This window comes from Piscinibacter gummiphilus, from assembly GCF_032681285.1.
Taxonomy (GTDB): Bacteria; Pseudomonadota; Gammaproteobacteria; order Burkholderiales; family Burkholderiaceae_C; genus Rhizobacter; species Rhizobacter gummiphilus_A.
The window spans coordinates 5,280,685-5,304,350 of record NZ_CP136336.1; the positions used below are offsets into that span (position 1 = coordinate 5,280,685).

Genomic DNA, 23,666 nt, shown 5'->3' on the forward strand with positions numbered 1-23,666 from the left:
TGCTAGCGGTCAGTTGCTCGACAACAGAGCACTCAGGCGGGCACTCACCTGCCGCAGGCGCAGCGACAGGCGCCGCGACAGCGAGGCCAGCAGGGCCAGGCCGAGCCGCGGCTCGAACATGATCATCTCATCCAGACGCTGCGCGTCGACCACCGCCAGCGTGCACGGCGTGAGCGTGGTGCAGGCGGAAAAGCGGGTGCCGGCGTCGAGCAGCGACATCTCGCCGAGCATGTCACCGGCGCGCGCTTCCGCCAAGCGGGCACGCCCGCCCCAGGGTTGCACGCGGTCGACCGCCAACGTGCCTTCGAGCACGATCAGCATGTAATCACCCTGCTCGTCTTGCCCGATCACCTCCTGGTTGACCGGCACGGTCACGAACTGGAGGTAGTGGCTCATGCGCAGCAGCTCGTCGGCGCTCAGCGCGGCGACATAACGGTCGGCTCCCCACAGCTTGGCGAAGAGCGGCTCGGCCTGCTTGCGATCGAGCGGCTGCGCGCCCACCTGCTTGGCGCGCTCGGCCCAGGTGGCGAGCTGCACGTCGTCGCCACGGTCGTTGAACTGGGTGGAGAAGTAGCCGTCGTCGGTGGCCGGCCCTTCGTCGGACAGGCGCGCCGAGGCGGCGCCACTGCTTCGCTTGAGTCGATCCAGGAGTTTCTTCAAGGCTCGCTCGCGTGGAAAGACAGGGCCGGGTCCGATCAGCCGGGGAAGTTTTCGGGGAACTTGGCCTTGTTGCGCGCTTCGGCCGGCGCAATGATGTTGCGGCGGACGAGGTCGGACAGGTTCTGGTCGAGCGTCTGCATGCCCACCGTGTTGCCGGTCTGGATCGACGAGTACATCTGTGCGATCTTGTTTTCGCGGATGAGATTTCGGATGGCCGCAGTGCCCAACATGATCTCGTGCGCGGCGACACGGCCGCTGCCGTCCTTCAGCTTGCACAGGGTCTGCGAGATCACGGCGACGAGCGACTCGGAGAGCATCGCGCGCACCATTTCCTTTTCTGCCGCCGGGAACACGTCGACCACGCGGTCGATGGTCTTGGCAGCGGAGCTCGTGTGCAGCGTGCCGAACACCAGGTGGCCCGTTTCAGCGGCGGTCAGCGCGAGGCGGATGGTCTCCAGGTCGCGCATTTCGCCGACCAGGATGGCGTCGGGGTCTTCGCGCAGCGCGGAGCGCAGCGCGTTCGAGAAGCTCAGGGTGTGCGGGCCGACCTCACGCTGGTTGACCAGGCACTTCTTCGACTCGTGCACGAACTCGATCGGGTCTTCGACCGTCAGCACGTGACCGTATTCGTTTTCGTTCAGGTGGTTGACCATCGCGGCGAGCGTGGTCGACTTGCCCGAGCCCGTCGGCCCCGTCACGAGCACCAGGCCGCGTGGCTTGAGTGCGAGTTCGGCGAATACCTTGGGCGTGTTGAGCTGCTCGAGCGTGAGGATCTTCGAGGGAATCGTCCGGAACACGGCGCCCGCGCCGCGGTTCTGGTTGAAGGCGTTGACGCGGAAACGCGCGAGGCCCTGGATCTCGAACGAGAAGTCGCACTCGAGCGTTTCTTCATACGCCTTGCGCTGCGAGTCGTTCATGATGTCGTAGACCATCTCGTGCACCTGCTTGTGCTCGAGCGGGTCGACGTTGATGCGCCGCACGTCGCCGTGCACACGGATCATCGGAGGCAGGCCGGCAGAGAGGTGCAAGTCGGACGCTTTGTTCTTGACCGAGAACGCCAACAGTTGGGTGATGTCCATGTGTCTTCGACTTGGGGGTTGAAGCCCTGTGGTGCTGACGGCCAAGGCCGTGGGGCTGCGCCTCTGCGATAGGCTCGCGGGATTATGGCGACGATTGCAGCGAACATACAACAAGTGCGCGAGCGCATCGCGAGGGCCTGTGCGGCTGCGCAACGCCCCGTGCAAAGTGTCACGCTGCTAACCGTAAGCAAAACTTTCGGTGCCGATGAAGTGCGCGAGGCCGCGGCGGCCGGCGAGCGCCGCTTCGGCGAGAACTACGTGCAGGAAGCGATCGAGAAGATCGAGGTGCTGGCCGACCTGCGCGCGCAGATCGAGTGGCACTTGATCGGGCCCTTGCAAAGCAACAAGACGCGCGTGGCCGCGAAGTACTTCGATTGGGTGCACAGCGTCGACCGCTTGAAGATCGCTGAGCGGCTGAGCGAGCAACGCGGCCCCGAGCAGCCCCCGCTCAACCTGTGCCTGCAGGTGAACGTGAGCGGCGAAGCGAGCAAGAGCGGTGTCGCGCCCGATGACCTGCCGGCACTTGCACACGCGGTGGCCGCGCTGCCCCGCGTCCGGCTGCGCGGCCTGATGTCGATTCCCGAGCCGAGCGATGACCCCGCTCAGCAGGCCGCGCCCCATCGCCAGTTGCGCCAGCTCTTCCATCGGCTGCAGCAGGAAGGGCTCGACCTCGACACCCTCTCGATGGGCATGAGCGCCGATCTGGAAGCAGCCATCGCCGAGGGTTCGACGATGGTTCGTGTGGGCACCGCAATCTTCGGTCGGCGCTGAGACAGCCGGATTTCATCCAGTCGACAGCTTGCGGTTTGGATAAATATCCGGCCGCTTGATGGGTATCTTGGCGACATCCTCACCTCTCGTGTCGCCACCATGCCGCCCGACTTCCCGCCTCCCCCCACCTTCGAGCCGCGCCTGCCAACCCCTTTCCGGCGTGAGGCCGAGCTGCTGTCGGGCCTGCTGCCCACGCTCGCCCGTTCGCTCGACTGGCCCCGTGTGATCGACACCGCATCGCCCTGGGTGCAGGCGGTACGCGACAAGCCGGCGCCCTTCTGGGCGATGGAGTCGCTGCTGCGCGAGTACCCGATCTCCAGTGCCGAAGGCCTTGCGCTGATGCGGCTGGCCGAAGCGCTGCTGCGGGTGCCCGACACCGAGACCGCCATCGCCCTCACCGCCGACCAGCTCGGCCGCGCCGCATTCGACTCGCAGGCCGAGGGCCCGCACAAGATGCTGGCCACGCTGTCGGCCAGCGCGATCGGCTTGTCGAAGAAATTCCTGCCCGATGGCCACGGCGAGCATGGCCTCATCAAACGCCTGGGCGCGCAGACGGTGGTCGCGGCCACCGTGCGCGCCATCCAGCTGCTGGGCCGCCAGTTCGTGCTCGGCCGCTCGATCCGCGAAGCGATGAACGAAGCCGCGCAGGCGCGCGAGCACCAGCCCGGCCTGCGCTTCAGTTACGACATGCTGGGCGAAGGCGCGCGCACCGAGGCCGATGCACGGCGTTACCTCGCCGCCTACCTGAACGCGCTCGACGCGATCGCCGCCCAGCGTGCCACCGGCGACCCCACCACCGCCGATGGCATCTCCATCAAGCTTTCGGCCCTCTTCTCGCGCTACGAAGAACTGCAGCGCGAGCGTGTCTTCGCCGAACTTCTGCCGCGCGTGTGGCAGCTGGTGGAGCGCGCGGCCCGGGCGAACCTCAACCTGACCATCGATGCCGAAGAGAGCGAGCGCCTCGAACTCTCGCTCGACGTGCTCGACAGCCTCGCCGCACGCATCGCCGGCACCCACCCGCAATGGCGCGGCTTCGGCCTCGCGGTGCAGGCCTACCAGACACGCGCGCTCGACACGGTCAACGAAGTCGCCCGCATCGCGCGCCGGCACGGCCTCCGGTTCATGGTGCGGCTGGTGAAGGGCGCGTACTGGGACGGCGAGGTCAAGCGTGCGCAGGAGCTGGGCCTGCCCGGCTACCCGGTCTTCACGCACAAACACCACACCGACATCTCCTACCTCGCCTGCGCGCAGGCGCTGCTGTCGCATGCCGACGTGGTCTACCCACAGTTCGCCACGCACAACGCCGGCACCATCGCCGCCATCCTGCAGATGGCGCGCAAGGCCAACGCACCCTTCGAGATGCAGCGCCTGCACGGCATGGGCGAAGGCATCTACCGCGAGGTGATGAAGGACCCGTCGGTGGCCGTGCGGGTCTACGCGCCGGTCGGCGAGCACCGCGACCTGCTCGCCTACCTCGTGCGCCGCCTGCTGGAGAACGGCGCGAATTCGTCCTTCGTGCACCAGCTGGCCGACGACGAGGTTCACCCCGACGAGCTGCTCGCCTCGCCGCTCGTGCCCTCGGCCTCCCCCGGCCTGCCGCTGCCGGCAAACCTCTACGGCGCGCAGCGGCCCAATTCGAAAGGCGCCGACCCGACCCACCGCGACGAACGCGCGAGCTTCGAAGCCGCGCTCGCCTCGGCCCGCCCGCAGCCGATCGCGCTCGCGAACGTGGCCGACATCGCCCCCACGATGGCCCGCCTGCAACACGGCCAGCACCCGTGGACGCGCACGCCACTCTCGGCCCGCGCCAACACCCTGCGGCGCGCCGCCGACATGCTCGAAGCGCGCCTGCCCGAGTTCTGCGGCCTGCTGGTGCGTGAGGCGCACAAGACGCTGGGCGATGCGATCGCCGAAGTGCGCGAAGCGGTGGACTTCTGCCGCTACTACGCCGAGCAGGCCGAGGAGCGGCTCGCACCCCAATCGCTGCCGGGGCCGACCGGCGAGAGCAACGAACTTTCCTTGCACGGCCGCGGCGTCTTCGTCTGCATCAGCCCGTGGAACTTCCCGCTCGCGATCTTCACCGGCCAGGTGGTGGCCGCCCTCGTCGCCGGCAACTGCGTGGCCGCCAAGCCGGCCGAGCAGACACCGGCCGTCGCGCAGCGCATGGTCGCGCTGCTGCACGACGCGGGCGTGCCGCGCGACACCCTCGCGCTGCTGCACGGCCCCGGTGAGACCATCGGTGCCGGCCTGGTCGCCGACGAACGCACCGCCGGCGTCTGCTTCACCGGGTCCACCGCCGTCGCCAAAGCCATCAACCGCGCGCTTGCCGCCAAAGACGGCCCCATCGTGCCGCTGATCGCCGAGACCGGCGGCATCAACGCGATGGTGGTCGACAGCACCGCCCTGCCCGAGCAGGTGATCGACGCCGTCGTGCAGAGCGCCTTCCGCTCGGCCGGACAGCGCTGCTCGGCGCTGCGGCTGCTGTGCGTGCACGAGAGCGTGGCCGACCCGGTGATCGAGATGCTGCGCGGCGCAATGGCCGAATTGACGCTCGGCGACCCGGCCCGACTCGAGACCGACGTCGGCCCCGTCATCGACGACGAAGCCTTCGAGACCCTGCAACGCCACATCGCCCGCCTGCGCCGCGAGGCGATGCTGATCGGCGAGACGCCGTTGCACAGCACGCTGCCCCGCCTCGTCGCCCCCATCGCCTTCGAACTGCCGCGCATCGCCGACGTGAAGCAGGAAATCTTCGGCCCGGTACTGCACGTGGTGCGCTGGCGCGGCGCGCCCGAGGCGGTGATCGCCGAGGTCAACGCGCTCGGCTACGGCCTCACGCTGGGCCTGCAGACGCGCATCGACGGCCGTGCCCACCAGCTCGCCGACGCGGCGCACATCGGCAACGTCTACGTCAACCGCAACATGATCGGCGCGGTGGTCGGCGTGCAGCCCTTCGGGGGCGAAGGCCTGTCGGGCACCGGCCCGAAGGCCGGGGGCCCCCACTACCTCTACCGCTTCTGCGCCGAACGCACGCTGACGATCAACACCGCAGCGGCCGGCGGCAACGCCGCGCTGCTCGCGGGCTTGCGCAACTAGACGCTCTCGACACCGTGCCGCTGGTGCCATTCGCGCAGCGATTCGCTCGGCCAGGTCTGGCAATGCACATGGCCCCGCCCCTTGGGCACGTCGACCCAGGGCGCGACCCACTGCAGCGCCGCCTCGACCACCTCCTTCGGTTTGGGCAGCGGCGTGTCGATGGCCGACGCATGCGGGTGCACGAGCTCGGGCCAGCGCGGGTCCCACAACCACAACGCGCTGCCGCACAGCTTGCAGAAATGGCGGCCGGCTTTCGAACGGGTCGCGCGTTTGCCCGGTTCGCGCATGACCGCGTGGTAGATGGAGACGTTCCTCTGCCCCGACACGCGCAGCGTGGTGGCATCGCCGCCGATGTTGATCGCATACCCGCCACCGCCCGCCGTCTTGCGGCAGATCGAGCAGTGGCAGTGCATGAACGGCTGCGGGCTGTGCGATTCGAGGCTGAAGCGCACGGCGCCGCAATGGCAGGAACCTTCCAGGTGCATGGGCGTCTCCGGCTGTGTGGCTGCCGCATGGTGCGGCAGGCGGCTTGCCGAGACGGCAACAGGGTTCAACCGTGCTGGTAGCGGTGTTCCTGCGTGCGCCCGGCGAAGCCATAGGCGCTGCCACGCAGGTCGGCCACGTGCGCATACGAATGCTCCGCCGCACCGCCCAGCAGCTCGTCCATCGCCTGGTGCACGGCAGCGAGGTAGTCGGCCTTCTCGCGCTTGGTGTTGGTCTCGTCGGTGATGCTCACCATCCAGTGGTAGCTGCGCTTCGGCGCTCCCACGAGCGGCCGGCCGGCGATGAACCAGCGCGAAGGCGCGATGAAGTCGACCACCACCGCCGTGTGCTCGCGGTTCTTGCCGAGCAGCTTCGAGGTGAGTGCGGTGCCCGTCTCGGCCACACGCTGGGCCAGGGTGTCGTCTTGCGGGCCGGAGATCTGGATGTGCAGGTAAGGCATGTGTCGCTCCTGGGTTGTTGAACTTGACAGCTTCACTCTAGGAGCCGAGCATTCATCCGAGAAGCAGTTTGATTTTGTGATATTCATCAGAATCTCAGATGAACGACCTGGACCCACTCTGGCTGCGCAGCTTCATCGCCGTGGCCGACACCGGCTCGGTGACCCGCGCTGCGCAGCAGGTGCACCGCACGCAGTCGGCCGTGAGCACGCATCTGCAGCAGCTCGAAGCCTCGCTCGGCGTGCGCCTGGCCGAGCGCAGCACGCGTGCGCTCGCGCTCACGGCCGAGGGCGAACGTTTCCTGCCGCACGCCCGCCGCCTGCTCGACTGGCAGGCCGACGCCCGCGCGGCGGTGCAGCCCGCGGCCGACGAAGAAGTGCGCCGCATCGGCATCAGCGAGTACTTCATGCCGGCCCGCCTCGGCGAGCTGCTGGCACTCTTGCACGACAGCACGCCCGGCGTGCGCTTCGAGCTGCTGTGGGCGAGCTCCGCGTCGCTGCAGCAGCTGTGGCAGGCCGGCACGATGGACCTGGCCGTGGTCACGAGCGACGAGCCGCTGCCCGGTGCCAAGCTCATCAAGCGCGAGCCGCTCGCCTGGGTGCACGCCGAGCGCTACGCCGTGCCCAGCGCCGGCCCCGCGCCGCTCGTGCTGCTCGGGCCCGAGTGCCCGGTGCGTCGCATGGCGCTCGAGGCCCTGGCCCGCGCCGGCCGGGCGCACCACCTCCGCCTGAGCTGCACCGGCGCCCACGGTGCGATGGCCGCGCTGCGCGCCGGCTGGGGCATCGGCTGCCTGAACCACTCGGCGATTCCTGCCGACCTGGTCTCCCTCTCGGCTTCGCAGCGCTGGCCCGCGCCAGGCCGACTATCCTTCTATTCCCTCACCCGCCCCGCGCTGCAGGCCACCGAACGTGAGCTGCGGCGCTGGGCCCAAGCTTGAAGAACACCACATGACCACCATTGCATTCATCGGCGGCGGCAACATGGCCAGCGCCATCATCGGCGGCCTGCTCAAGAGCGGCCGTGCGCCCGGCGACATCCTCGTGCTGGAGCCCAACGCCGACCAGCGCTCCCGCCTGCAGCGCGAGCTGCAGGTGATCACGCTCGAAGCCCCGGGCTCGGTGCTGCAGCGCGCCGCCACCGTGGTGTGGGCGATCAAACCGCAGAACTTCAAGGCCGCGGCCGAGGCGAGCCTGCCGCACATCGACAAGGCCCTGCAGTTCAGCGTGATGGCGGGCATCCGCAGCGACGACATGGCCCGCGCGCTCGGCACCGAGCGCATCGTGCGTTCCATGCCCAACACGCCGGCCTTGATCGGCCAGGGCATCGCCGGTCTCTACGCACGCCCGGCCGTGACGGCCCTCGAACGCAAGGAGGTCGAGCGCATGCTCGCCCCCACCGGCCGCACGCTGTGGGTGAACGCCGAGCACGACCTCGATGCGGTCACCGCGCTGTCGGGTTCGGGCCCGGCCTACGTCTTCTACTTCGTCGAAGCCATGATGGACGCGGCGGTGGAGATGGGCCTGAGCGCAGAGCAAGGCAAGACGCTGGCGCTCGCGACCTTCCAGGGCGCCAGCGCGCTCGCGCAAGCCTCGCCGGAAACGCCCGCCGTGCTGCGCGAGCGTGTCACCTCCAAGGGCGGCACCACCTACGCGGCACTCACCTCGATGGAAGGCAGCGGCGTCAAACCCGCCATCGTGAAGGCGCTGAAGGCGGCGCAGCGCCGCGCCGCCGAGCTGGGCGACGAATTCGGCCGCTGAGACCACTTGTGCACGGCCGCGCTATGCCCGTGCTCATGCAAAGGCAGCATGGCCTAACAGGGGCAGCAGGCCTACAGTCGCCGTCAGCCGGCCGGGCGCATCACGAGTGCGCCGGAACCGTGCACCACATCAACACGGAGACCCGTCATGAGCTACCTCTCGTATGTCAGCCCCAGTGCCACCAGCCCCTGGCACACCTACCTCGAGCAGGTCGACCGCGTGCTGCCCTACCTGGGGCACCTGGCCCATTGGGGTGAAACGCTCAAGCGCCCCAAGCGGGCGTTGATCGTCGACGTGCCGATCGAGATGGACGACGGCAGCGTGGCCCACTTCGAGGGCTACCGCGTGCAGCACAACCTGTCGCGTGGCCCGGGCAAGGGCGGCGTGCGCTACCACCCTGACGTGACGCTCGAAGAGGTGATGGCGCTGTCGGCCTGGATGACGGTGAAGTGCGCCGCGGTGAACCTGCCCTACGGCGGCGCCAAGGGCGGCATCCGTGTCGACCCGAAGAAGCTGTCGAAGAAGGAGCTGGAGCGCATGACGCGCCGCTACACCAGCGAGATCGGCATCATCATCGGCCCGCAGCGCGACATCCCCGCGCCCGACGTGAACACCAACGCGCAGATCATGGCGTGGATGATGGACACGTATTCCATGAACACCGGCACCTCCGCCACCGGCGTGGTGACCGGCAAGCCGCTGCACCTGGGCGGCTCGCTCGGCCGGGTGAAGGCCACGGGCCGCGGCGTCTTCGTGACCGGGCGCGAAGCGGCGCGCCGCCTGGGCATGAAGCTCGATGGCGCACGCGTGGCGGTGCAGGGCTTCGGCAACGTGGGCAGTGCGGCGGCGGAGCTTTTCGTCGGTGCGGGTGCAACCGTCGTTGCCATCCAGGACCACACCGGCACGCTCGTCAACCCCAAGGGCTTCGACATGCACACCGCGATGCAGGTGCTCAAGCGCGACGGCGGCATCGGCCAGTACCCCGAAGCCGAGCGCATCGACAACGAGAGCTTCTGGGACGTCGACTGCGACATCCTCATCCCCGCGGCCCTCGAAGGCCAGATCACGGTGGAGCGCGCGAACCGCATCAAGGCCAAGCTCGTGCTCGAAGGCGCCAATGGCCCCACGCTGCCCGAAGCCGACGATGCCCTGCGCGAGCGCGGCGTGCTGGTCGTGCCCGACGTCATCTGCAACGCCGGCGGCGTGACGGTCAGCTACTTCGAGTGGGTGCAGGACTTCTCCAGCTTCTTCTGGAGCGAAGACGAGATCAACGTGCGGCTCGACAAGATCATGGTCGACGCCCTGCGTGCCATCTGGGACACCGCCGACCGCCACAAGATCACGCTGCGCACCGCGACCTTTGCGGTGGCCTGCGAGCGCATCCTGTCGGCACGCGAGGAGCGCGGGCTGTACCCCTGATCGCTCAGTACTCGAGCGCCAGCTCGCGCTGCGTGGCGGGCGTGTCGTCGGGGGCGTCACCCACGCAGCGGTTGCGGCCCTCGACCTTGCCGCGGTACATGGCCCCGTCGGCGCGCGCGATGGCCTGCGACAGCGACTCCATCGTGTGCAGCGTGCTCACGCCGAGGGTGATGGTCACGCCCAGCGTCTCGCCGCCGTGCGGCACCTGGGCGCGCTGCACCGCCGCTCGCACACGCTCGGCGACCTGCAACGCTTCGGCCGGGCCGGTGTCGGGCAGCACGATCAGGAACTCCTCGCCGCCCCAGCGGCACACCGTGTCGGCCTCGCGCGTGGCGACCTGCATCGCCTGCGCCACCGCGATCAGCACCTGGTCGCCCACCTCGTGGCCGTGGCGGTCGTTGACCGACTTGAAGTGGTCCACGTCGCCGAGGATCAGGCTCATCGGCGCGCCATCGCGGCGCCGGCGCGCGAGGTGCAGGTCGGCCACGTCGAGCGCGCGGCGTCGGTTGGCCAGGCCGGTGAGCGGGTCGGTCGTCGCCAGGTCGTGCAGGCGGGTCTCGGCGCGCATCACCGCGCGCAGGTAGAAGTTGGCCAGGTGGGCCAGCAGCGCCAGCGTGGCGACGATGTTGACGGTGCGCACGGCGTCGAGCGCCCCCGGGGTGAGCACCACCAGCGGCGCGTGGTGATGGGCCAGCAGGTCGAGGCCGAGGTAGAAGGCGGCGAGCGCAACGCCCAGCAGCACCTTGCTGCGCGCACGGCGCACCGGGCTCATGAACACCATCGGCATCATCAGCAGCACGTAGTAGTGGAAGCCGCTCTCCCACCCGAGCGCGCGTGTGGCCACCAGCGCATGCACCAGCAGCTCGGCCCACACCAGCACCAGGGCGGCGCGGTTCCTGCGCTGGCGCAGCAGCGTGTAGGCCGCGCCGTACAGCGCGACGCTGGCGACGTTCACCCAGCCCATCAGCGGGGCCGACAGCGCGAAGAAGAGGCCGGCGAACGCCGTATGCACCAGCGCGGCGGCCACGACGGCCCGCACCAGCACCTGCCAGTACGAACGGCCGGTGTGGCCGGTGCGCCGGGCAGCAGACGAATCAGGCATCCGCCGATTTTCGGGCGCGATCGGTGCTTGCGCGCGCGGCAACACGCCGCGGCTGCGCACTAGCGCACGGCGAAGTCGATCATCACGCCGACGAAGACCACGAACCCCAGCCAGTGGTTGAGACGGAAGGCCTTGAAGCAGCCGTCGCGGGTGCGCGTGCGGATGAGGGTGTAGTGCCAGCCGGCCAGACCGGCGGCGACCACGAGGCCGGCGAAGTAGGCCGGGCCCATGCCGAGCCCGAGGCCGATCGCCGCCCAGATGGCCACGAACGCCGCATAGAACAGCATCACCCCCGCCACGTCGAAGCGGCCGAGGGTGATCGCCGAGGTGCGGATGCCGATCTTCAGGTCGTCGTCGCGGTCGACCATCGCGTATTCGGTGTCATAGGCCAGCACCCAGAAAAGGTTGCCCAGGAGCAGCGCCCACGCCACCGCAGGCACGGCACCCTGCACCGCCGAGAACGCCATCGGGATGCCGAAGCTGAAGGCCACGCCCAGCACCGCCTGCGGCATCGAGAAGAAGCGCTTGGTGAAGGGGTAGAAGATGCTCACGGCCAGCGCCGCGAAACTCCAGGCGATGGTGGGCGCATTGGTGGTGAGCACGAGGCCGAAGGCCAGGAGCGCGAGCGCCGCGCCGAAGATGAGCGCTTGCCTGACGCCGATCGCCCCGCTTGTGACGGGGCGCTGCGCGGTGCGTTTCACATGCCGGTCGAAATCGCGGTCGGCCACGTCGTTGACGGCGCAGCCGGCACTGCGCATGAGGAAGGTGCCGAGCACGAACACCGCCAGCAGGTGCCAGCCCGGAAAGCCCTCTGCGGCAATCCACAGCGCCGACAGCGTGGGCCACAGCAGCAGGTAGGTGCCCGCCGGGCGGTCCCAGCGGATGAGGTCGAGGTAGAGCGAGAGGCGGGAAGGCGTGGGCGCGGTGGTAGCCATCCGCGAAGTCTAGGGCCGCTTCTTCTTCGGGCGGGCCGCCCAGGCCTCGAGGAAGGCGAGCGTCACCGCCGCTTCGTTGGCCTCGGCCAGGCCGCTCATGAAGAGCGCGCCCACGTCGGCGTTGAACTCGGTCGCCCCCGCGAGGTCGCTGATGCTGCGAAAGGCGATGTAGGGCACGCCGTTGGCACGGGCCACATGGGCGAGCGCGGCGGTCTCCATCTCGAAGGTGTCGGCCTTCAACGTGTCGAAGAGGTACTGGCGGTAGGCCGCGTTGGCGAGGAAGACCGGGGCCGACACGCCCAGGCCGCCCACTCGCAGCGTCGGTTGCTCGCGCACGCATTGCTTCGCATCGAGTTCACCGGAAGGCAGGCGGGCCTTCGGGCCGCAGCGTTCGAGCCGCGGTGCGATGGTGCGGGCCACCGCCAGCATGTCGGCATCGACCGGGTAGTCGAAGCGGAACTCGCCGTGCGGCGCGTTGGCCGCGCTCAGCACATGGGTCTCGCGCATGAAGAGGCCGGGCGCATAGGGCGGCAGCGGCTGGCCGTCGGCGCCTGTCGCGAGCTTCAGGCCGAGGCAGCCCACGTCGGCCGACTTGCCACAAGGCGCGGGCACCTGCGTGTCGGCGTTCCAGTAGACCTCCATCGGCATCGCCCAACGCTCGGGCACGGTCACGTCGCCGACGTGCTGCGCAGGGTTCAGGCCACCGGCGATGCCGCTCATGATGAGCCGCTCGATGTGGAAGTGGTCGAGCATCTGCTGCGTGACCATCGCCGAATTGACCATGCTCACGCCGCTCAGCACGATCACCACCCGCAGGCCGCGCAGGGTGCCGGTGGTGTAGCGCTTGCCGGCGAGCGTCCAGGTGCGCTTGCGGGTCGTCTCGGCGATCAACAGGTCGGCTTCGGCGCCGAAGGCCGAGACGATGCCGATGCGTGGCGTGCACTCGCTGAGACAGCGGGGGGCCGCTTGAACGCTGGCGCTGAGCGCCAGCAAGATCAAAGCCCAGAGCGCGCGCATCAGAAGCGCAGGCCCTTGGCCATCAGCGAGGCGCTCAGCAGCAGCGGCACCAGCAGCAGCATCTGCAGGCCGAGCAGCCGCGAGATGCGCTGGTACTGCGCTTCGGGGATCTGCGGCGCTTGCCCGGCCTTGAGCGACGACTTCCAGCGGGCGAAGCTGATCGTCGGGTAGATCGACAGCAGGCCGATCGCGACGAAGAGCGTGAGCTTCAGGTGGAAGAAGGGCATGGCCTTGTAGAACTCCCAGCCCTTCTCGAAATAGAAGACCCGCAGAAGGCCCACCGCGAGCAGGCCACCGGCAAACGCGCCGTACCAGCGGTCGGCTGCCGCCAGTTGCTGCGCCTCACGCAAGGTGGGCGTGCGGCTGAAGGTGAACCACTCGAAGAACAGCGTGGCGACGATGCCGAACGCGAAGACGAAATGCAGGAAGGCGATGAACGAGCTGGCGAGCATGGGCGTGGCGCGTCGTGGACAAGGCCCCGACTGTGCCGCGCCCGCCTGCCGCGCTGCAAGCCCATGCGACGAAACGGTGAATTCCGGCGGTGAGTCGCCGGCTGCGCGCCGTCAGCCGTCGAGCTGCTTCTGGAAGACGAGACCCGCGTGCTCGCGCAGCGCGTGGAACTTGATCTTGGGCCAGTTCTCCTGCATCGCCCGCAGCTCGCCCGCGTATTCGAGCAGCACGCAGGCAGCGTCGACCGCATCGAGCGCCACGCGGTGGTCGTTGGCGTCGATGAAGCGCTTGAGCTCCTTCTCGCCGCCATCGGCCTCGTCGCAGGTCACCCAGCGCGCGACGTTGTAGCGGGCCGGCATCACGCGCGCCTTCACGCCGTACTCATGCTCCAGCCGGTGCGCGACGACTTCGAACTGCAGTTGCCCCACCGCGCCGAGCAGCAGCACGCTGCCCGCCACCGGGCGGAACACCTGGATCGCGCCTTCTTCGCCCAGCTGCGTGAGGCCGGCGCGCAGCTGCTTGGTCTTGAGCGGGTCGGCCACTTCGACGCTTCTGAACATTTCCGGCGCGAAGAAGGGCAGGCCGGTGTACTGCAAGGCCTCGCCTTCGGTGATCGTGTCGCCCAGCTGCAGCACGCCGTGGTTGGGGATGCCGATGATGTCGCCGGCAAACGCCTCGTCGAGCAGCTCGCGCTTCTGGCTCATGAAGGTGACCACGGTGTTGGGTCGCAAGGTCTTGCCCGAGCGCACCACCTTGAGGTTCATGCCGCGCTCGAAGCGGCCCGAGGCCACACGCACGAAGGCGATGCGGTCGCGGTGCGCCGGGTCCATGTTGGCCTGGATCTTGAACACGACGCCGGTGAACTTCTTCTCGTCGGGGTGCACCACGCGCTGGATGGCGGCGCGCTCGCTCGGCGGCGGCGCGAGGTCGACCAGCGCGTCGAGCACTTCGCGCACGCCGAAGTTGTTGACCGCCGAGCCGAAGAACATCGGCGTCTGGTGGCCGGCGAGGAACTGCGCTTCGTCGAACGAGGGCGCCGCCTCCTGCACGAGTTCGATCTCGCCGCGCGCGTTTTCGTACTGCATGCCGAAGCGCTCGGCATAGGCGGGGTTGTCGAGGCCGGGCAGGATCTCGTCGTCGGCGCCCTTGCGGTCTTCGCCGGGGCTGAAGACACGCATCTGCTTCTCGCGCAGGTCCATCACGCCGTGGAACTGCTTGCCCATGCCCACCGGCCAGGTGAAGGGCACGACGCTCATGCCCAGCTCGCGCTCGATCTCGTCCATCAGCGTGAGTGGCTCCTGCACCTCCCGGTCCATCTTGTTGACGAAGGTGAGGATGGGCGTGTTGCGGGCGCGGCAGACCTGCAGCAGGCGGCGGGTCTGCGGCTCCACGCCGTTGGCCGCGTCGATCACCATCAGGGCGGCGTCGACCGCGGTGAGCACGCGGTAGGTGTCTTCCGAGAAGTCCTGGTGGCCCGGGGTGTCGAGCAGGTTGATGACGCAGTCGCGGTATTCCATCTGCATCACGCTGGACGCCACCGAGATGCCGCGCTGCTTTTCGATTTCCATCCAGTCGGACGTGGCGTGGCGCGTGGCCTTGCGCGCCTTCACGCTGCCGGCGATCTGGATCGCGCCCGAGAACAGCAGCAGCTTCTCGGTGAGCGTCGTCTTGCCCGCGTCGGGGTGGGAAATGATGGCGAAGGTGCGGCGGCGGCGCACCTGGGGGGTGAGGTCTGACATGGGGTTGCGGCGCGGGGACTGAAGGTGCGCCGCCTCGTGGAAACCCGTGATTATCGGGGCCGGCGGATTTCCGTGACACTCGATCCCATGCCGGAGCTGCCCGATATCACGGTCTACGTCGACCGCCTGGCCGACAAGGTCCAGGGCCGGGTGCTTCGGCGCGTGAAAGTGCTCAACCCCTTCCTGCTGCGCACCGCACTGCCGCCACTCGGCGAGGCCGAAGGCCGCACCGTCACCGGCGTGGAGCGCCTGGGCAAGCGCGTGGTGCTGGCACTCGACAGCGGGCTCTTCCTCGTCATCCACCTGATGATCGCCGGCCGCTTGCGCTGGCTGCTGCCGGGCGGCAAGCCGCCGGGCAAGATCTCGCTGGCGGTGTTCGAGTTCGACCACGGCGGCGTGGTGCTGACCGAAGCCGGCAGCAAGCGCCGCGCCTCGCTCCATGTGCTGGCCGACCGCGCCGCCCTCGACGCGATGGACCCGGGCGGCATCGACGTGATGAGCGCTTCGCTCGACGATTTCAGCGAACGCCTCACGCGCGAGAACCACACGCTGAAACGCGTGCTGACCGACCCGCGGCTCTTCAGCGGCATCGGCAACGCGTACTCCGACGAGATCCTCTTCCGCGCACAGCTGTCGCCGATCCAGCTGTCGCAGAAGCTCGCGCCCGAGCAGATCGAGCGGCTGTACCACGCGACGCAAACGGTGCTGGCGGAATGGATCGCGCGCCTCGACAAAGAAGCGGGCGACTGGCCGGAAAAGGTCACCGCCTTCCACCCGCAGATGGCGGTGCACGGCAAGTACGACCAGCCCTGCCCGGTGTGCGGCACGCCGGTGCAGCGCATCGTCTATGCCGACAACGAGACCAACTACTGCGCGCGCTGCCAGACCGGCGGCAAGCTGCTGGCCGACCGGGCACTCTCCACACTGCTGCACAGGAGCTGGCCGAAGAACATCGATGAGCTTCCCTAGCGTTTCTTGACCCAACTCAGCAAGCCTTAAGACAGAGGCCGCACAGTGGCCCCATGCTGCTGAGGAGACGCCCATCCATGCGCCCGATCCTGCTGGCCCTGGGGGTGTCGGCAGCCGGCATCGCGGGCGCACAGGCGCCGCAGACCCCGCCCCCACCACCCGAGTGCCAGCGCATCGGCGAAGTGCACATCGTGCGCACCGACGTGTTCGACACGCGCATCCCGCAGGAGGACCGGGCGCTCTTCCGCTTGGCCAACACGCTGCACCTCGACACGCGCGAATCGACGGTGAAGCAGCTGCTGCTCGTCAAGCCCGGCGACCCCTACGAGCCGCGGCTGCTGCGCGAAAGCGAGCGCCTGATGCGCGCCACCGGCTACCTGCACGACGCCACCATCCGCGTGCTGGGCTGCGCCGATGGCAACGCCGACCTCGAAGTGGCCGTGCAGGACGTGTGGACGCTCAAGCCCTCGCTGTCGCTGGGCCGCAAGGGCGGCGCCAACAGCTCGGCCTTCGGCATCGAGGAAAGCAACCTCTTCGGGCTGGGCACCCAGCTCGGACTGGACTTCCGCTCGGGCGTCGACCGCAGCTCGCGCATGCTGTCGTACCACGACCCGCTGCTGGGCGGTCGCCGCCTCGACCTCACGGCGAGCTATGCCGACAACAGCGACGGCACGCAGACGCGCCTCGGCCTCGACCGGCCCTTCTACAGCCTCGACACGCCCTGGGCCGCCGGGGTGTCGAGCCGGCGTGAGACCCGCATCGACTCGGTCTACGAGCTCGGCCAGGTGGTCGGCCAGTATCAGGTGAGCGAGCGCCACGCCACCGCCTATGCCGGGCGATCGAGCGGCTGGCGCGACGGCTGGGTCACCCGCTGGACGGCCGGCTGGACGCAGGACGAGCACCTGGCCCGCCCGACCTCGGCGCCCGGCATCCCGGCGGCCGGCGTGTCGGCTGACCGGCGGCTCAACCGCCCCTGGGTCGGTGTCGAATGGCTGCAGGACGACTTCCGCGAGACCCGCAACTTCGACCAGATCGGCAAGACCGAAGACCTGGCGCTCGGCTGGCAGATGAGCCTGCAACTGGGCCTGGCGCGGCAGGCCTTCGGCGCCGACCGCAATGCCACCGTGTTCTCGTTCAAGGTCAACAAGGGCTGGCAACCGGCGCGAGCGCACACGCTGCTCGTCGAAGGCAGCGCCGAAGGCCGCTACGAGTCGCAAAGCCTCGCCGGCACGCTCTTCAGCGGCAGCGTGCGTTATCACCTGCGGCAGTCCGACCGGCGCAGCTTCTTCGTCGGCCTGAGCGCCGACCGCAGCGTCCACCCCGACCCCGACCAGCAGGTGCTGATCGGCGGCGACTCGGGCCTGCGCGGCTACCCCATGCGCTACCAGAGTGGCAAGGGGCGCTGGCTGGCCACCGCCGAGCAGCGCTGGTTCACCGACTGGTACCCGTGGCGGGTCTTCAACGTGGGCGGCGCCGTCTTCTACGACATGGGCCGCACCTGGGACCAGACCGCCACGACCAGCACCGCCGGCACCCCGCCACGCCTGGGTCTGCTGCGCGACTGGGGCTTCGGCCTGCGCTTGGGCAACAGCCGTTCGGCCATCGGCAGCGTGGTGCACATCGACTTCGCCTTCCCCCTCGATGGGGACCCGTCCATCAAGAAGGTGCAGTTTCTCGTGGAAGCCAAGCGCAGCTTCTGAACATCGGGTCATGATGCGGCCTGCAAGGAGCCCGACCATGACCACCTCCATCAGTCGCTACCCCGTGCCCGAGATCGCCGACCTGCCCGAGGACATCCGCACCCGCATCCTCGACGTGCAGCAGAAGACGGGCTTCATCCCCAACGTCTTCCTCGGCTTCGCGCACCGGCCCGACGAGGCGCGCGCCTTCTTCGCGTACCACGATGCGCTGCTGCTGAAGGAAGGCGGGAACCTCACCAAGGGCGAACGCGAGATGATCATCGTCGCCACCTCGGGCGCAAACCGCTGCCTCTACTGCGTGGTGGCGCACGGCGCGATCCTGCGCATCTACGCGAAGAAGCCGCTCATCGCCGATCAGGTGGCGGTCAACCACCGCAAGGCCGACATCACCGAGCGCCAGAAGGCGATGCTCGATTTCGCGCTCAAGGTGAGCCACGCGGCCGACGAGATCGTCGAGGCCGACTTCGAGGCGCTGCGCGCCCACGGCTTCGACGACGAGGACATCTGGGACATCGGTGCGATCACGGCGCTCTTCGGGCTGTCGAACCGCATGGCCAACCTGATGAGCCTGCGGCCGAACGACGAGTTCTACCTGCTCGGGCGTGTGCCGCGCGAGAAGAAGCCGAGCGCTTAAGCCGCCAGCAGCCCTTCGTCCACCCACTGCTGCAGCAAGCCCACCACCTGCGGCACTGCGGCGGCGTCGCCCACCGCACTGGCCGCGCGCTCGCACAGCACGCTGAAGGGCTCGCCCTGTTGCACGGCCTCGAGCAGCACCGCCTCCAAGGCGCTGCCCGCCGAGCGCCAGCGGGTGTCGAGCCGCGGTCGCCACACGATCAGCGCATGCGGAAGGGCTTGCGGCTCGGGCAGGTCGGGGTCGTCGGCCGCTTCGTCCTGCAGGGCCTTCCACGCGGGCTCCACCGCCCAGTCCATCTGCAGCCGCTGCACCGACGGGTGCAAACGCAGCCGCAGGCCGGGCCAGTCGTCGGGCGGCAAGGCGGCCAAGGTGTCGCGCGACAGCAGCGGCGCATCGGCCGCATCGAAGGCACCTCGCAAGGCCCACTCCATGCGCGCAAGGTCGATGAAGGCGGGGTGCGGCACGAGCTCGTCGTGCTCCTGCATGAAGTCGGCCAGCCGGTCGCCGAACCAGCGGATCGACGGGTGGCGCGACGGGTGTGCGTCGAGGTAGGCCGACGCGAGCGCATCGAAGGCCTCGTCGCCCATCGCGCGTGGCAGCGTGCCGAAGTTGTCACGCAGCGCGGCGAGGAGGCGAGCGCGGTAGGCATGCCGGTAGACCCGCAGCAGCGAGCCACCGGCCCGCGCGCGCAGCAGGCCCTTGGCCGCGTCGGGCTCGCCGACGATCGCCCGGCGCAGCTGGTGCTGGAGCTCGATCAGCGCCGTCATCGCGCGAGCACCTCATGCTGGATGGCCCGCGCCCGGTCCAGCTCGGCCAGCAGGTCGGCCAGCGGCGGGATGTGGTCGTCGCGCTCGATCATGGTGGGCACGGCCCCAAGGCGCCCCACGGTGTAGGCGTACAGCTCCCACACCGCTTCGCACACCGGGTGGTCGTGCGTATCGATCAGATGGTCGCCGTGGTCTTCATGGCCCGCGAGGTGGATCTGGCGCACCCGCTCGCGCGGCATCGCATCGATGAAGCGGCGCGCGTCGAAACCATGGTTGCGGCTGCTGACGTAGACGTTGTTGACGTCGAGCAGCAGCTCGCAGTCGGCGCGGCGGGCGAGTTCGGCGATGAACTCCCACTCGCTCATCTCGTCGCCGTCGAAGCTCACATAGCTCGACACGTTTTCGAGCAGCAGCCGTCGGCCAAGTGCCTCCTGCACCTGCAGCACCCGCTCGCTCACGTGGCGCAGCGCTTCTTCGGTGCAGGGCAGCGGCAGCAGGTCGTGCAGGTGGTGGTGGTCCACACCCGTCCAGCAGAGGTGGTCCGACACCCACGCCGGCTCGATGCGGCGCGTGAGCGCCTTCAGCTCGCGCAGGTAGTGGCGGTCGAGCGGGTCGGTGCTGCCGATGGAAAGCGACACGCCGTGCATGGCCATCGGGTACTCGGCGCGGATGCGCTCCAGGTGCGCGAGCGGCTTGCCGCCGGGCACGAGGTAGTTCTCGGAGATGACTTCGAGCCAGTCCACGGCCGGACGGCCGTCGAGGAAATCGGCGTAGTGCTCGACCCGCAGGCCGAGGCCGAAGCCGCTGAGAGGTGGGGGACTCATGTGTCAAAAAAACCGGCGTGAGGCGATGAGCACCGTCACGCCGGAATCCTGGTCGCTACAGGAGGAGACTCACTTGAGGACGGTGCCGCCTTCCTTGGTGCACTCGGCCGCGCTCTTCTTGCTGACCCAGCCCTGGCCCTTGCAGCCGTTCTGGCCCTTGCATTCGCTCTTGGCGGTCTTGCACTCCGAGGTGCCCTTGCAGCTGTTGACGCCCGAACACTTGACGCTCATCTCGCCGCCGGCGTGGCTGGCCGCCAGCACGGGGGCGGTCATGGTGGAGAACAGCGCAGCAGCGGTGGTGGCCATGGCGAGGCCGGATTTGATGTTCATGTCGATTTCCTTCCGAGGTGTTGACGAGGGGTGCAGCGCACCGGACCGGCCGGGCCGCAACGGCGCGCTTGCCGGGCTCTGTCGGGGCGGTCTGCGGCTTCTTACACACCGGCGTGCAACGGGCAGGAACGACGATCGGCGTGCAAACGAGCAGTTCTGCCTGCTTGCGCGTCACTGAGGTGCCACCCCTAGCGCCACCGAGCCAGGACAATCCTGGGTTGGCCTGCACCGCATGCCTTTTTCCATCTTGCCGACGCCCCTGCCGTCTTCGGGAATGCGCCTGCCTCTGTTTCCGTTTCACATGGCCTGCCGCTTGTGCCTGCTGGCCCTCGCCTGGCTGCTGCTGCACACGAGCGCCACCGCCGCGCCCTTGCGCCTCGACGAAGGCCAGCGGGTGGTCGACGCCTGGCCGGCGGTGACGCTGCTGGCCGACCCCGGCCGCGAGCTCTCGCTGGAACAGGTGCTCGCGCAGCGCGAGCGCTTCGCGCCACCGCCCTCGCCGCACGCCACGCTGGGCGTGCGCGACGAGGTGGTGTGGCTGCGCATCCCGGTCGAGTCTTCTGCGCGGGCCACACCGCGTTGGGTGCTCGACATCGACTACCCCGCCCTGCACCGCGTCGACGCCTACGTGCTGGTGCAAGGCCGCGTGGTGCGCCAGGCCGTGCTCGGCAGCCACCAGCCGTATTCGCAGCGGCCGCTGGCGAGCCGCTCGCACGCACTGCCGGTGGAGCTGGCCCCGGGCAGCACGGGCGAAGTGCTGCTGCGGGTGCAGACGGGCGGGGCGATGATCCTGCCGATCACCTTCAACACGCCGCAGGCCTTCCATGAGCGGGCGCTGGCCGAGCAGACGCTGCAGGGCGCGCTCGGGGGCCTGGGCATCGCGCTGCTGGTCTACAGCCTGGGGCGCTTCTTCACGCTGCGCGAGACGCTCTCGCTCAAGTACGCGCTGCTGGCGGCCGGCAGCATCTTCTTCTCGCTGTTCCAGTTCGGCATCGGCGCGCAGTACCTCTGGCGCGACTGGATGTGGTTGGAGCAGCACGCGGGTGGACTCTTTTCGCTGATGGCGCTGTGCGGCTCCTTCCTCTTCATCGAGCATGCACTCACGCGGCCGATCGGCACGCGCGCCGTCTCGCTCGTGAACACGCGCTACACCGGACCCGGCTTCAGCCGGCTGATGCGCGGTGGTGCCTTGGGGGTGAGCGCGCTGGCCGTGGCCTACGCGCTCGGGCTCTTCGACACCCGCGTGGTGACCGCCGTCGTGAGCGTGCTCGGCCCGGTGCCCGCGCTGCTGGGGCTGCCGGGGGCGCTGTCGCGCGCACGCCAGCGCGACCCGGTGGGCACCGGCTTCCTCGTCGCCTGGGGCATCTACGCGCTCGCCACCGCCACGCTGATCGGCGTGATCCAGGGTGCGCTGCCCGTGAACTTCTGGACGCTGCACTCCTTCGAGTTCGGCGCCACCGTCGACATGATCTTCTACCTGCGGGTGCTGAGCCTGAGCACGCAGGCCATGCATGCCGCCGCGCAGAGCGCCAGCCGCGAGCGCGACGTGTTCCGCTTCCTCGCCCACAGCGACCCGTTGACCGGCCTGCACAACCGGCGCGGGCTGCAGGCGCAGATCAAGGCCGCGCTGCAAAAGCGCGAGCCCGAAGGCCGGGTGGCGATGTACCTGCTCGACCTCGACGGCTTCAAGGCGGTCAACGACCAACACGGCCACGAGGTGGGCGACCAGTTGCTGCGGCTCCTGTCACGTCGACTGCAGGCGGCCACGCGCGTGCAAGACACCGTGGGCCGCCTCGGCGGCGACGAGTTCGTGATCCTCACGAGCGGGCTCAGCGGGCCAGCGCAGGCCGAGTCGCTCGCGCAGAAGCTGCTCGACACGGTGCGTGAGCCCTTCCAGGTCGGCGAACACCTCTGCGAGCTGGGCTTGAGCATCGGCTACACCCTGGCCCCCGCCGACGGCACTGACGCGGCCGAGCTGCTGCGCCGCGCCGACGCGGCCATGTACGCCAGCAAGCAGGCGGGCAAGGGCGTGGCGCGGCGCTGGTCAAGCTGAGGCGCCCCGCACCAGCCGGGGCACGATCTCGGCGGTGAACGGGTCGGCGGGCAGGAAGATCTCCATCGACAGCTCGGAGAGCGTGATGTCGAAGGCCGAGCCGAAGATGGTGGTCGCGGTGAGGAAGCTCAGCACCCCCTCGTCGCAGCGGATCTGGAACGGCACCGCCACGCCCTCGTGCTCGCTCGTCAGCGGGGTGACCGACGGGTCCTCCGCCGGCTCGGGATAGGACAGCAACTCCTTCAGCAGGGCGGACAGCCCGGGGTCGCCGCTGGCCTCGATCTGCTGGCGCAAGCGCTGCACGTGGGCGGCCCGCATCCGGCGCACGTTGACCAGCCGCGACACCAGCCCCGCCGGGTGGTAGCAGCCGCGGATGATGTTGGCCCGCTCGGGCAGCGGTCGGCCCGGCTGGCCGAGGATCACGGGCACCGCACCGTTGGCCGCCACGATGTTCCAGTGCCGGTCGAGCGCCATGGCGGGAAAGGGCTCGTGCGCCGTCAGCAAGCGCTGCACGGCCTGCCGCGCCGCCGCCAGCTCGTCATCCGCCAAGGCCCGCTCGCGGTACATCGGCGCAAAGCCTGCCGCCAGCAGCCATTGGTTGCGCTCGCGCAGCGGCACCTGCAGGCACTCCGACAGGCGCAGCACCATCTCGCGGCTGGGGGCCGATCGGCCCGTCTCCACAAAGCTCAGGTGCCGCACCGACACCTCGGCCTGCACCGCGAGGTCGATCTGCGTCATGCGGCGCTGCTGGCGCCAGCGCTTCAGGGATGCGCCGAAGCTCGGCGCGGCCGCCGGCGGCCGGGGGGTCGGAGACGGGTGCATGCCGGCATCGTAGGCAGGAACCGGCGGCCGGAGGTTTACCTGCCAGGTAATCGACAAGCTGCACCCCGGCCGGCACCATGCCCTCACAACAAGGGTTCAGGGAGGGCCCACGCCGGCAGCGCTCGCCGGCCATTCAACCCGCACCGCGTCGAGCACGCACCAGACCGCCGAGGAGGATCCCCGTGTCAGCCGCTCGCTCCATCGCGCCCGCCGAAGCGCCGCCCGGCGCCGCCGAGCCGGCCTTGCCGCCGGACATCGCCCGCGTGGTGGCCGACTACGTGCTGGTGCACTTCGAGCCGACGAGGGCGCGCGTCGAATCGCTCTTCACGCCGGGCCTGCGCGTCTACGGCAACAGCCTGCCGCCCCACGGGCTGGATCGCGAGGCGTACCTCAACCACCTGCGCAAGCGCTACGGCATGGTGTTCAGCCAGGCGCCCCACACACGCGTCGTGCTGACGCACGACAAGCGTGTGGTGCTGCGCTGGACGCTCAGCAGCGGCGCGCGGCGCCTCGCGTTCGGCCTCGACTACCTGTCGGTCGCCCACGAGCGCATCAGCAGGATCGTGGGGCTGTCGTGGCCCGCCTGAAACAGGCCATGGCC

General features: G+C 69.3%; 23 protein-coding genes. 10 read left to right on the forward strand and 13 right to left on the reverse strand.

The genetic code is table 11. The features are described 5' to 3' along the window. Window positions 1-9: 9 nt before the first annotated feature. Together RXV79_RS25045 and RXV79_RS25050 are read right to left on the reverse strand one after the other, a co-directional pair. Entirely contained in the window at window positions 10-660 is a 651-nt protein-coding gene (locus tag RXV79_RS25045) for a cyclic nucleotide-binding domain-containing protein (RefSeq protein WP_316700846.1), read from the reverse strand. A gap of 35 nt (window positions 661-695) precedes the next feature. Beyond that, window positions 696-1,739: a type IV pilus twitching motility protein PilT gene (locus tag RXV79_RS25050; RefSeq protein ID WP_201809207.1), complete on the reverse strand. Its 1,044-nt coding sequence runs from the start codon at window positions 1,737-1,739 to the stop codon at window positions 696-698. A gap of 84 nt (window positions 1,740-1,823) precedes the next feature. On the opposite strand from RXV79_RS25050, the gene RXV79_RS25055 reads away from it, so the two are divergent. Together RXV79_RS25055 and RXV79_RS25060 are read left to right on the forward strand one after the other, a co-directional pair. After that, window positions 1,824-2,510 (forward strand): YggS family pyridoxal phosphate-dependent enzyme, encoded by a 687-nt coding sequence (locus RXV79_RS25055; protein ID WP_316700848.1) that lies wholly within the window; start codon window positions 1,824-1,826, stop codon window positions 2,508-2,510. A 99-nt stretch (window positions 2,511-2,609) separates the two neighbouring features. Then, window positions 2,610-5,606 carry an L-glutamate gamma-semialdehyde dehydrogenase gene (locus RXV79_RS25060; protein ID WP_316700849.1) on the forward strand — a complete coding sequence of 999 codons (2,997 nt, stop codon included), beginning with the start codon at window positions 2,610-2,612 and terminating at the stop codon, window positions 5,604-5,606. Here the strand turns inward: RXV79_RS25060 and RXV79_RS25065 are convergent. Further along, complete coding sequence (locus tag RXV79_RS25065; RefSeq protein ID WP_316700850.1) at window positions 5,603-6,091, reverse strand: GFA family protein; 489 nt, start codon at window positions 6,089-6,091, stop codon at window positions 5,603-5,605. The genes RXV79_RS25060 and RXV79_RS25065 overlap by 4 nt on opposite strands. A 65-nt stretch (window positions 6,092-6,156) precedes the next feature. After that, the gene (locus RXV79_RS25070) at window positions 6,157-6,549 is read right to left on the reverse strand and encodes a tautomerase family protein (RefSeq protein ID WP_316700851.1); all 393 of its coding nucleotides are present in this window, start codon (window positions 6,547-6,549) and stop codon (window positions 6,157-6,159) included. Between the two features lie 98 nt (window positions 6,550-6,647). Between RXV79_RS25070 and RXV79_RS25075 the strand changes: the two genes are divergently transcribed. The 3 genes from RXV79_RS25075 to RXV79_RS25085 all read left to right on the forward strand — a co-directional run bounded on the left by RXV79_RS25075 (window position 6,648) and on the right by RXV79_RS25085 (window position 9,723). Then, window positions 6,648-7,484, forward strand: a complete 837-nt coding sequence (locus RXV79_RS25075; protein WP_316700852.1) for a LysR family transcriptional regulator — start codon at window positions 6,648-6,650, stop codon at window positions 7,482-7,484. A gap of 10 nt (window positions 7,485-7,494) precedes the next feature. Then, window positions 7,495-8,304, forward strand: coding sequence for a pyrroline-5-carboxylate reductase (proC, locus tag RXV79_RS25080; RefSeq protein ID WP_316700853.1), 810 nt, complete (start codon window positions 7,495-7,497; stop codon window positions 8,302-8,304). Window positions 8,305-8,451: 147 nt separating this feature from the next. Beyond that, the gene (locus RXV79_RS25085; RefSeq protein ID WP_316700854.1) at window positions 8,452-9,723 is read left to right on the forward strand and encodes a Glu/Leu/Phe/Val family dehydrogenase; all 1,272 of its coding nucleotides are present in this window, start codon (window positions 8,452-8,454) and stop codon (window positions 9,721-9,723) included. Window positions 9,724-9,727: 4 nt separating this feature from the next. On the opposite strand, the gene RXV79_RS25090 is transcribed toward RXV79_RS25085, so the two are convergent. The 5 genes from RXV79_RS25090 to RXV79_RS25110 form a co-directional block, all read right to left on the reverse strand. Beyond that, window positions 9,728-10,825: a GGDEF domain-containing protein gene (locus tag RXV79_RS25090; protein ID WP_316700855.1), complete on the reverse strand. Its 1,098-nt coding sequence runs from the start codon at window positions 10,823-10,825 to the stop codon at window positions 9,728-9,730. A gap of 59 nt (window positions 10,826-10,884) precedes the next feature. Continuing rightward, window positions 10,885-11,760, reverse strand: a complete 876-nt coding sequence (gene ubiA / locus RXV79_RS25095) for a 4-hydroxybenzoate octaprenyltransferase (RefSeq protein WP_316700856.1) — start codon at window positions 11,758-11,760, stop codon at window positions 10,885-10,887. A 9-nt stretch (window positions 11,761-11,769) separates the two neighbouring features. Further along, the gene (locus tag RXV79_RS25100; protein ID WP_316700858.1) at window positions 11,770-12,777 is read right to left on the reverse strand and encodes a 5'-methylthioadenosine/S-adenosylhomocysteine nucleosidase; all 1,008 of its coding nucleotides are present in this window, start codon (window positions 12,775-12,777) and stop codon (window positions 11,770-11,772) included. Then, window positions 12,777-13,229 carry a DUF2214 family protein gene (locus RXV79_RS25105; RefSeq protein ID WP_316700860.1) on the reverse strand — a complete coding sequence of 151 codons (453 nt, stop codon included), beginning with the start codon at window positions 13,227-13,229 and terminating at the stop codon, window positions 12,777-12,779. Before RXV79_RS25105 ends, RXV79_RS25100 begins: the two co-directional genes overlap by 1 nt. A 111-nt stretch (window positions 13,230-13,340) precedes the next feature. After that, window positions 13,341-14,966: a peptide chain release factor 3 gene (locus RXV79_RS25110; protein WP_316700862.1), complete on the reverse strand. Its 1,626-nt coding sequence runs from the start codon at window positions 14,964-14,966 to the stop codon at window positions 13,341-13,343. 72 nt (window positions 14,967-15,038) lie between these two features. On the opposite strand from RXV79_RS25110, the gene RXV79_RS25115 reads away from it, so the two are divergent. From RXV79_RS25115 to RXV79_RS25125, 3 genes are all read left to right on the forward strand, one after another. Further along, on the forward strand, window positions 15,039-15,935 hold the full coding sequence (locus tag RXV79_RS25115) for an Fpg/Nei family DNA glycosylase (RefSeq protein WP_316700863.1): 897 nt from the start codon (window positions 15,039-15,041) through the stop codon (window positions 15,933-15,935). A gap of 77 nt (window positions 15,936-16,012) precedes the next feature. Continuing rightward, a complete protein-coding gene (locus RXV79_RS25120; RefSeq protein WP_316700864.1) occupies window positions 16,013-17,635 on the forward strand; it encodes a BamA/TamA family outer membrane protein in 1,623 nt (540 codons plus the stop codon). A 37-nt stretch (window positions 17,636-17,672) separates the two neighbouring features. Further along, the gene (locus RXV79_RS25125) at window positions 17,673-18,269 is read left to right on the forward strand and encodes a peroxidase-related enzyme (RefSeq protein WP_316700865.1); all 597 of its coding nucleotides are present in this window, start codon (window positions 17,673-17,675) and stop codon (window positions 18,267-18,269) included. Here the strand turns inward: RXV79_RS25125 and RXV79_RS25130 are convergent. The 3 genes from RXV79_RS25130 to RXV79_RS25140 all read right to left on the reverse strand — a co-directional run bounded on the left by RXV79_RS25130 (window position 18,266) and on the right by RXV79_RS25140 (window position 20,190). Continuing rightward, entirely contained in the window at window positions 18,266-19,036 is a 771-nt protein-coding gene (locus RXV79_RS25130) for an HvfC/BufC family peptide modification chaperone (RefSeq protein ID WP_316700866.1), read from the reverse strand. The genes RXV79_RS25125 and RXV79_RS25130 overlap by 4 nt on opposite strands. Further along, window positions 19,033-19,860 (reverse strand): MNIO family bufferin maturase, encoded by an 828-nt coding sequence (locus RXV79_RS25135; RefSeq protein ID WP_316700867.1) that lies wholly within the window; start codon window positions 19,858-19,860, stop codon window positions 19,033-19,035. Before RXV79_RS25135 ends, RXV79_RS25130 begins: the two co-directional genes overlap by 4 nt. A gap of 69 nt (window positions 19,861-19,929) precedes the next feature. Then, complete coding sequence (locus RXV79_RS25140; protein WP_316700868.1) at window positions 19,930-20,190, reverse strand: BufA2 family periplasmic bufferin-type metallophore; 261 nt, start codon at window positions 20,188-20,190, stop codon at window positions 19,930-19,932. Between the two features lie 301 nt (window positions 20,191-20,491). Between RXV79_RS25140 and RXV79_RS25145 the strand changes: the two genes are divergently transcribed. Continuing rightward, complete coding sequence (locus RXV79_RS25145) at window positions 20,492-22,243, forward strand: diguanylate cyclase domain-containing protein (RefSeq protein ID WP_316700869.1); 1,752 nt, start codon at window positions 20,492-20,494, stop codon at window positions 22,241-22,243. Here RXV79_RS25145 and RXV79_RS25150 read toward each other — a convergent pair. Beyond that, window positions 22,235-23,065: a helix-turn-helix domain-containing protein gene (locus RXV79_RS25150; RefSeq protein WP_316700870.1), complete on the reverse strand. Its 831-nt coding sequence runs from the start codon at window positions 23,063-23,065 to the stop codon at window positions 22,235-22,237. The genes RXV79_RS25145 and RXV79_RS25150 overlap by 9 nt on opposite strands. Window positions 23,066-23,247: 182 nt before the next feature. On the opposite strand from RXV79_RS25150, the gene RXV79_RS25155 reads away from it, so the two are divergent. Further along, a complete protein-coding gene (locus RXV79_RS25155) occupies window positions 23,248-23,652 on the forward strand; it encodes a hypothetical protein (protein WP_316700871.1) in 405 nt (134 codons plus the stop codon). Window positions 23,653-23,666: the final 14 nt, after the last annotated feature.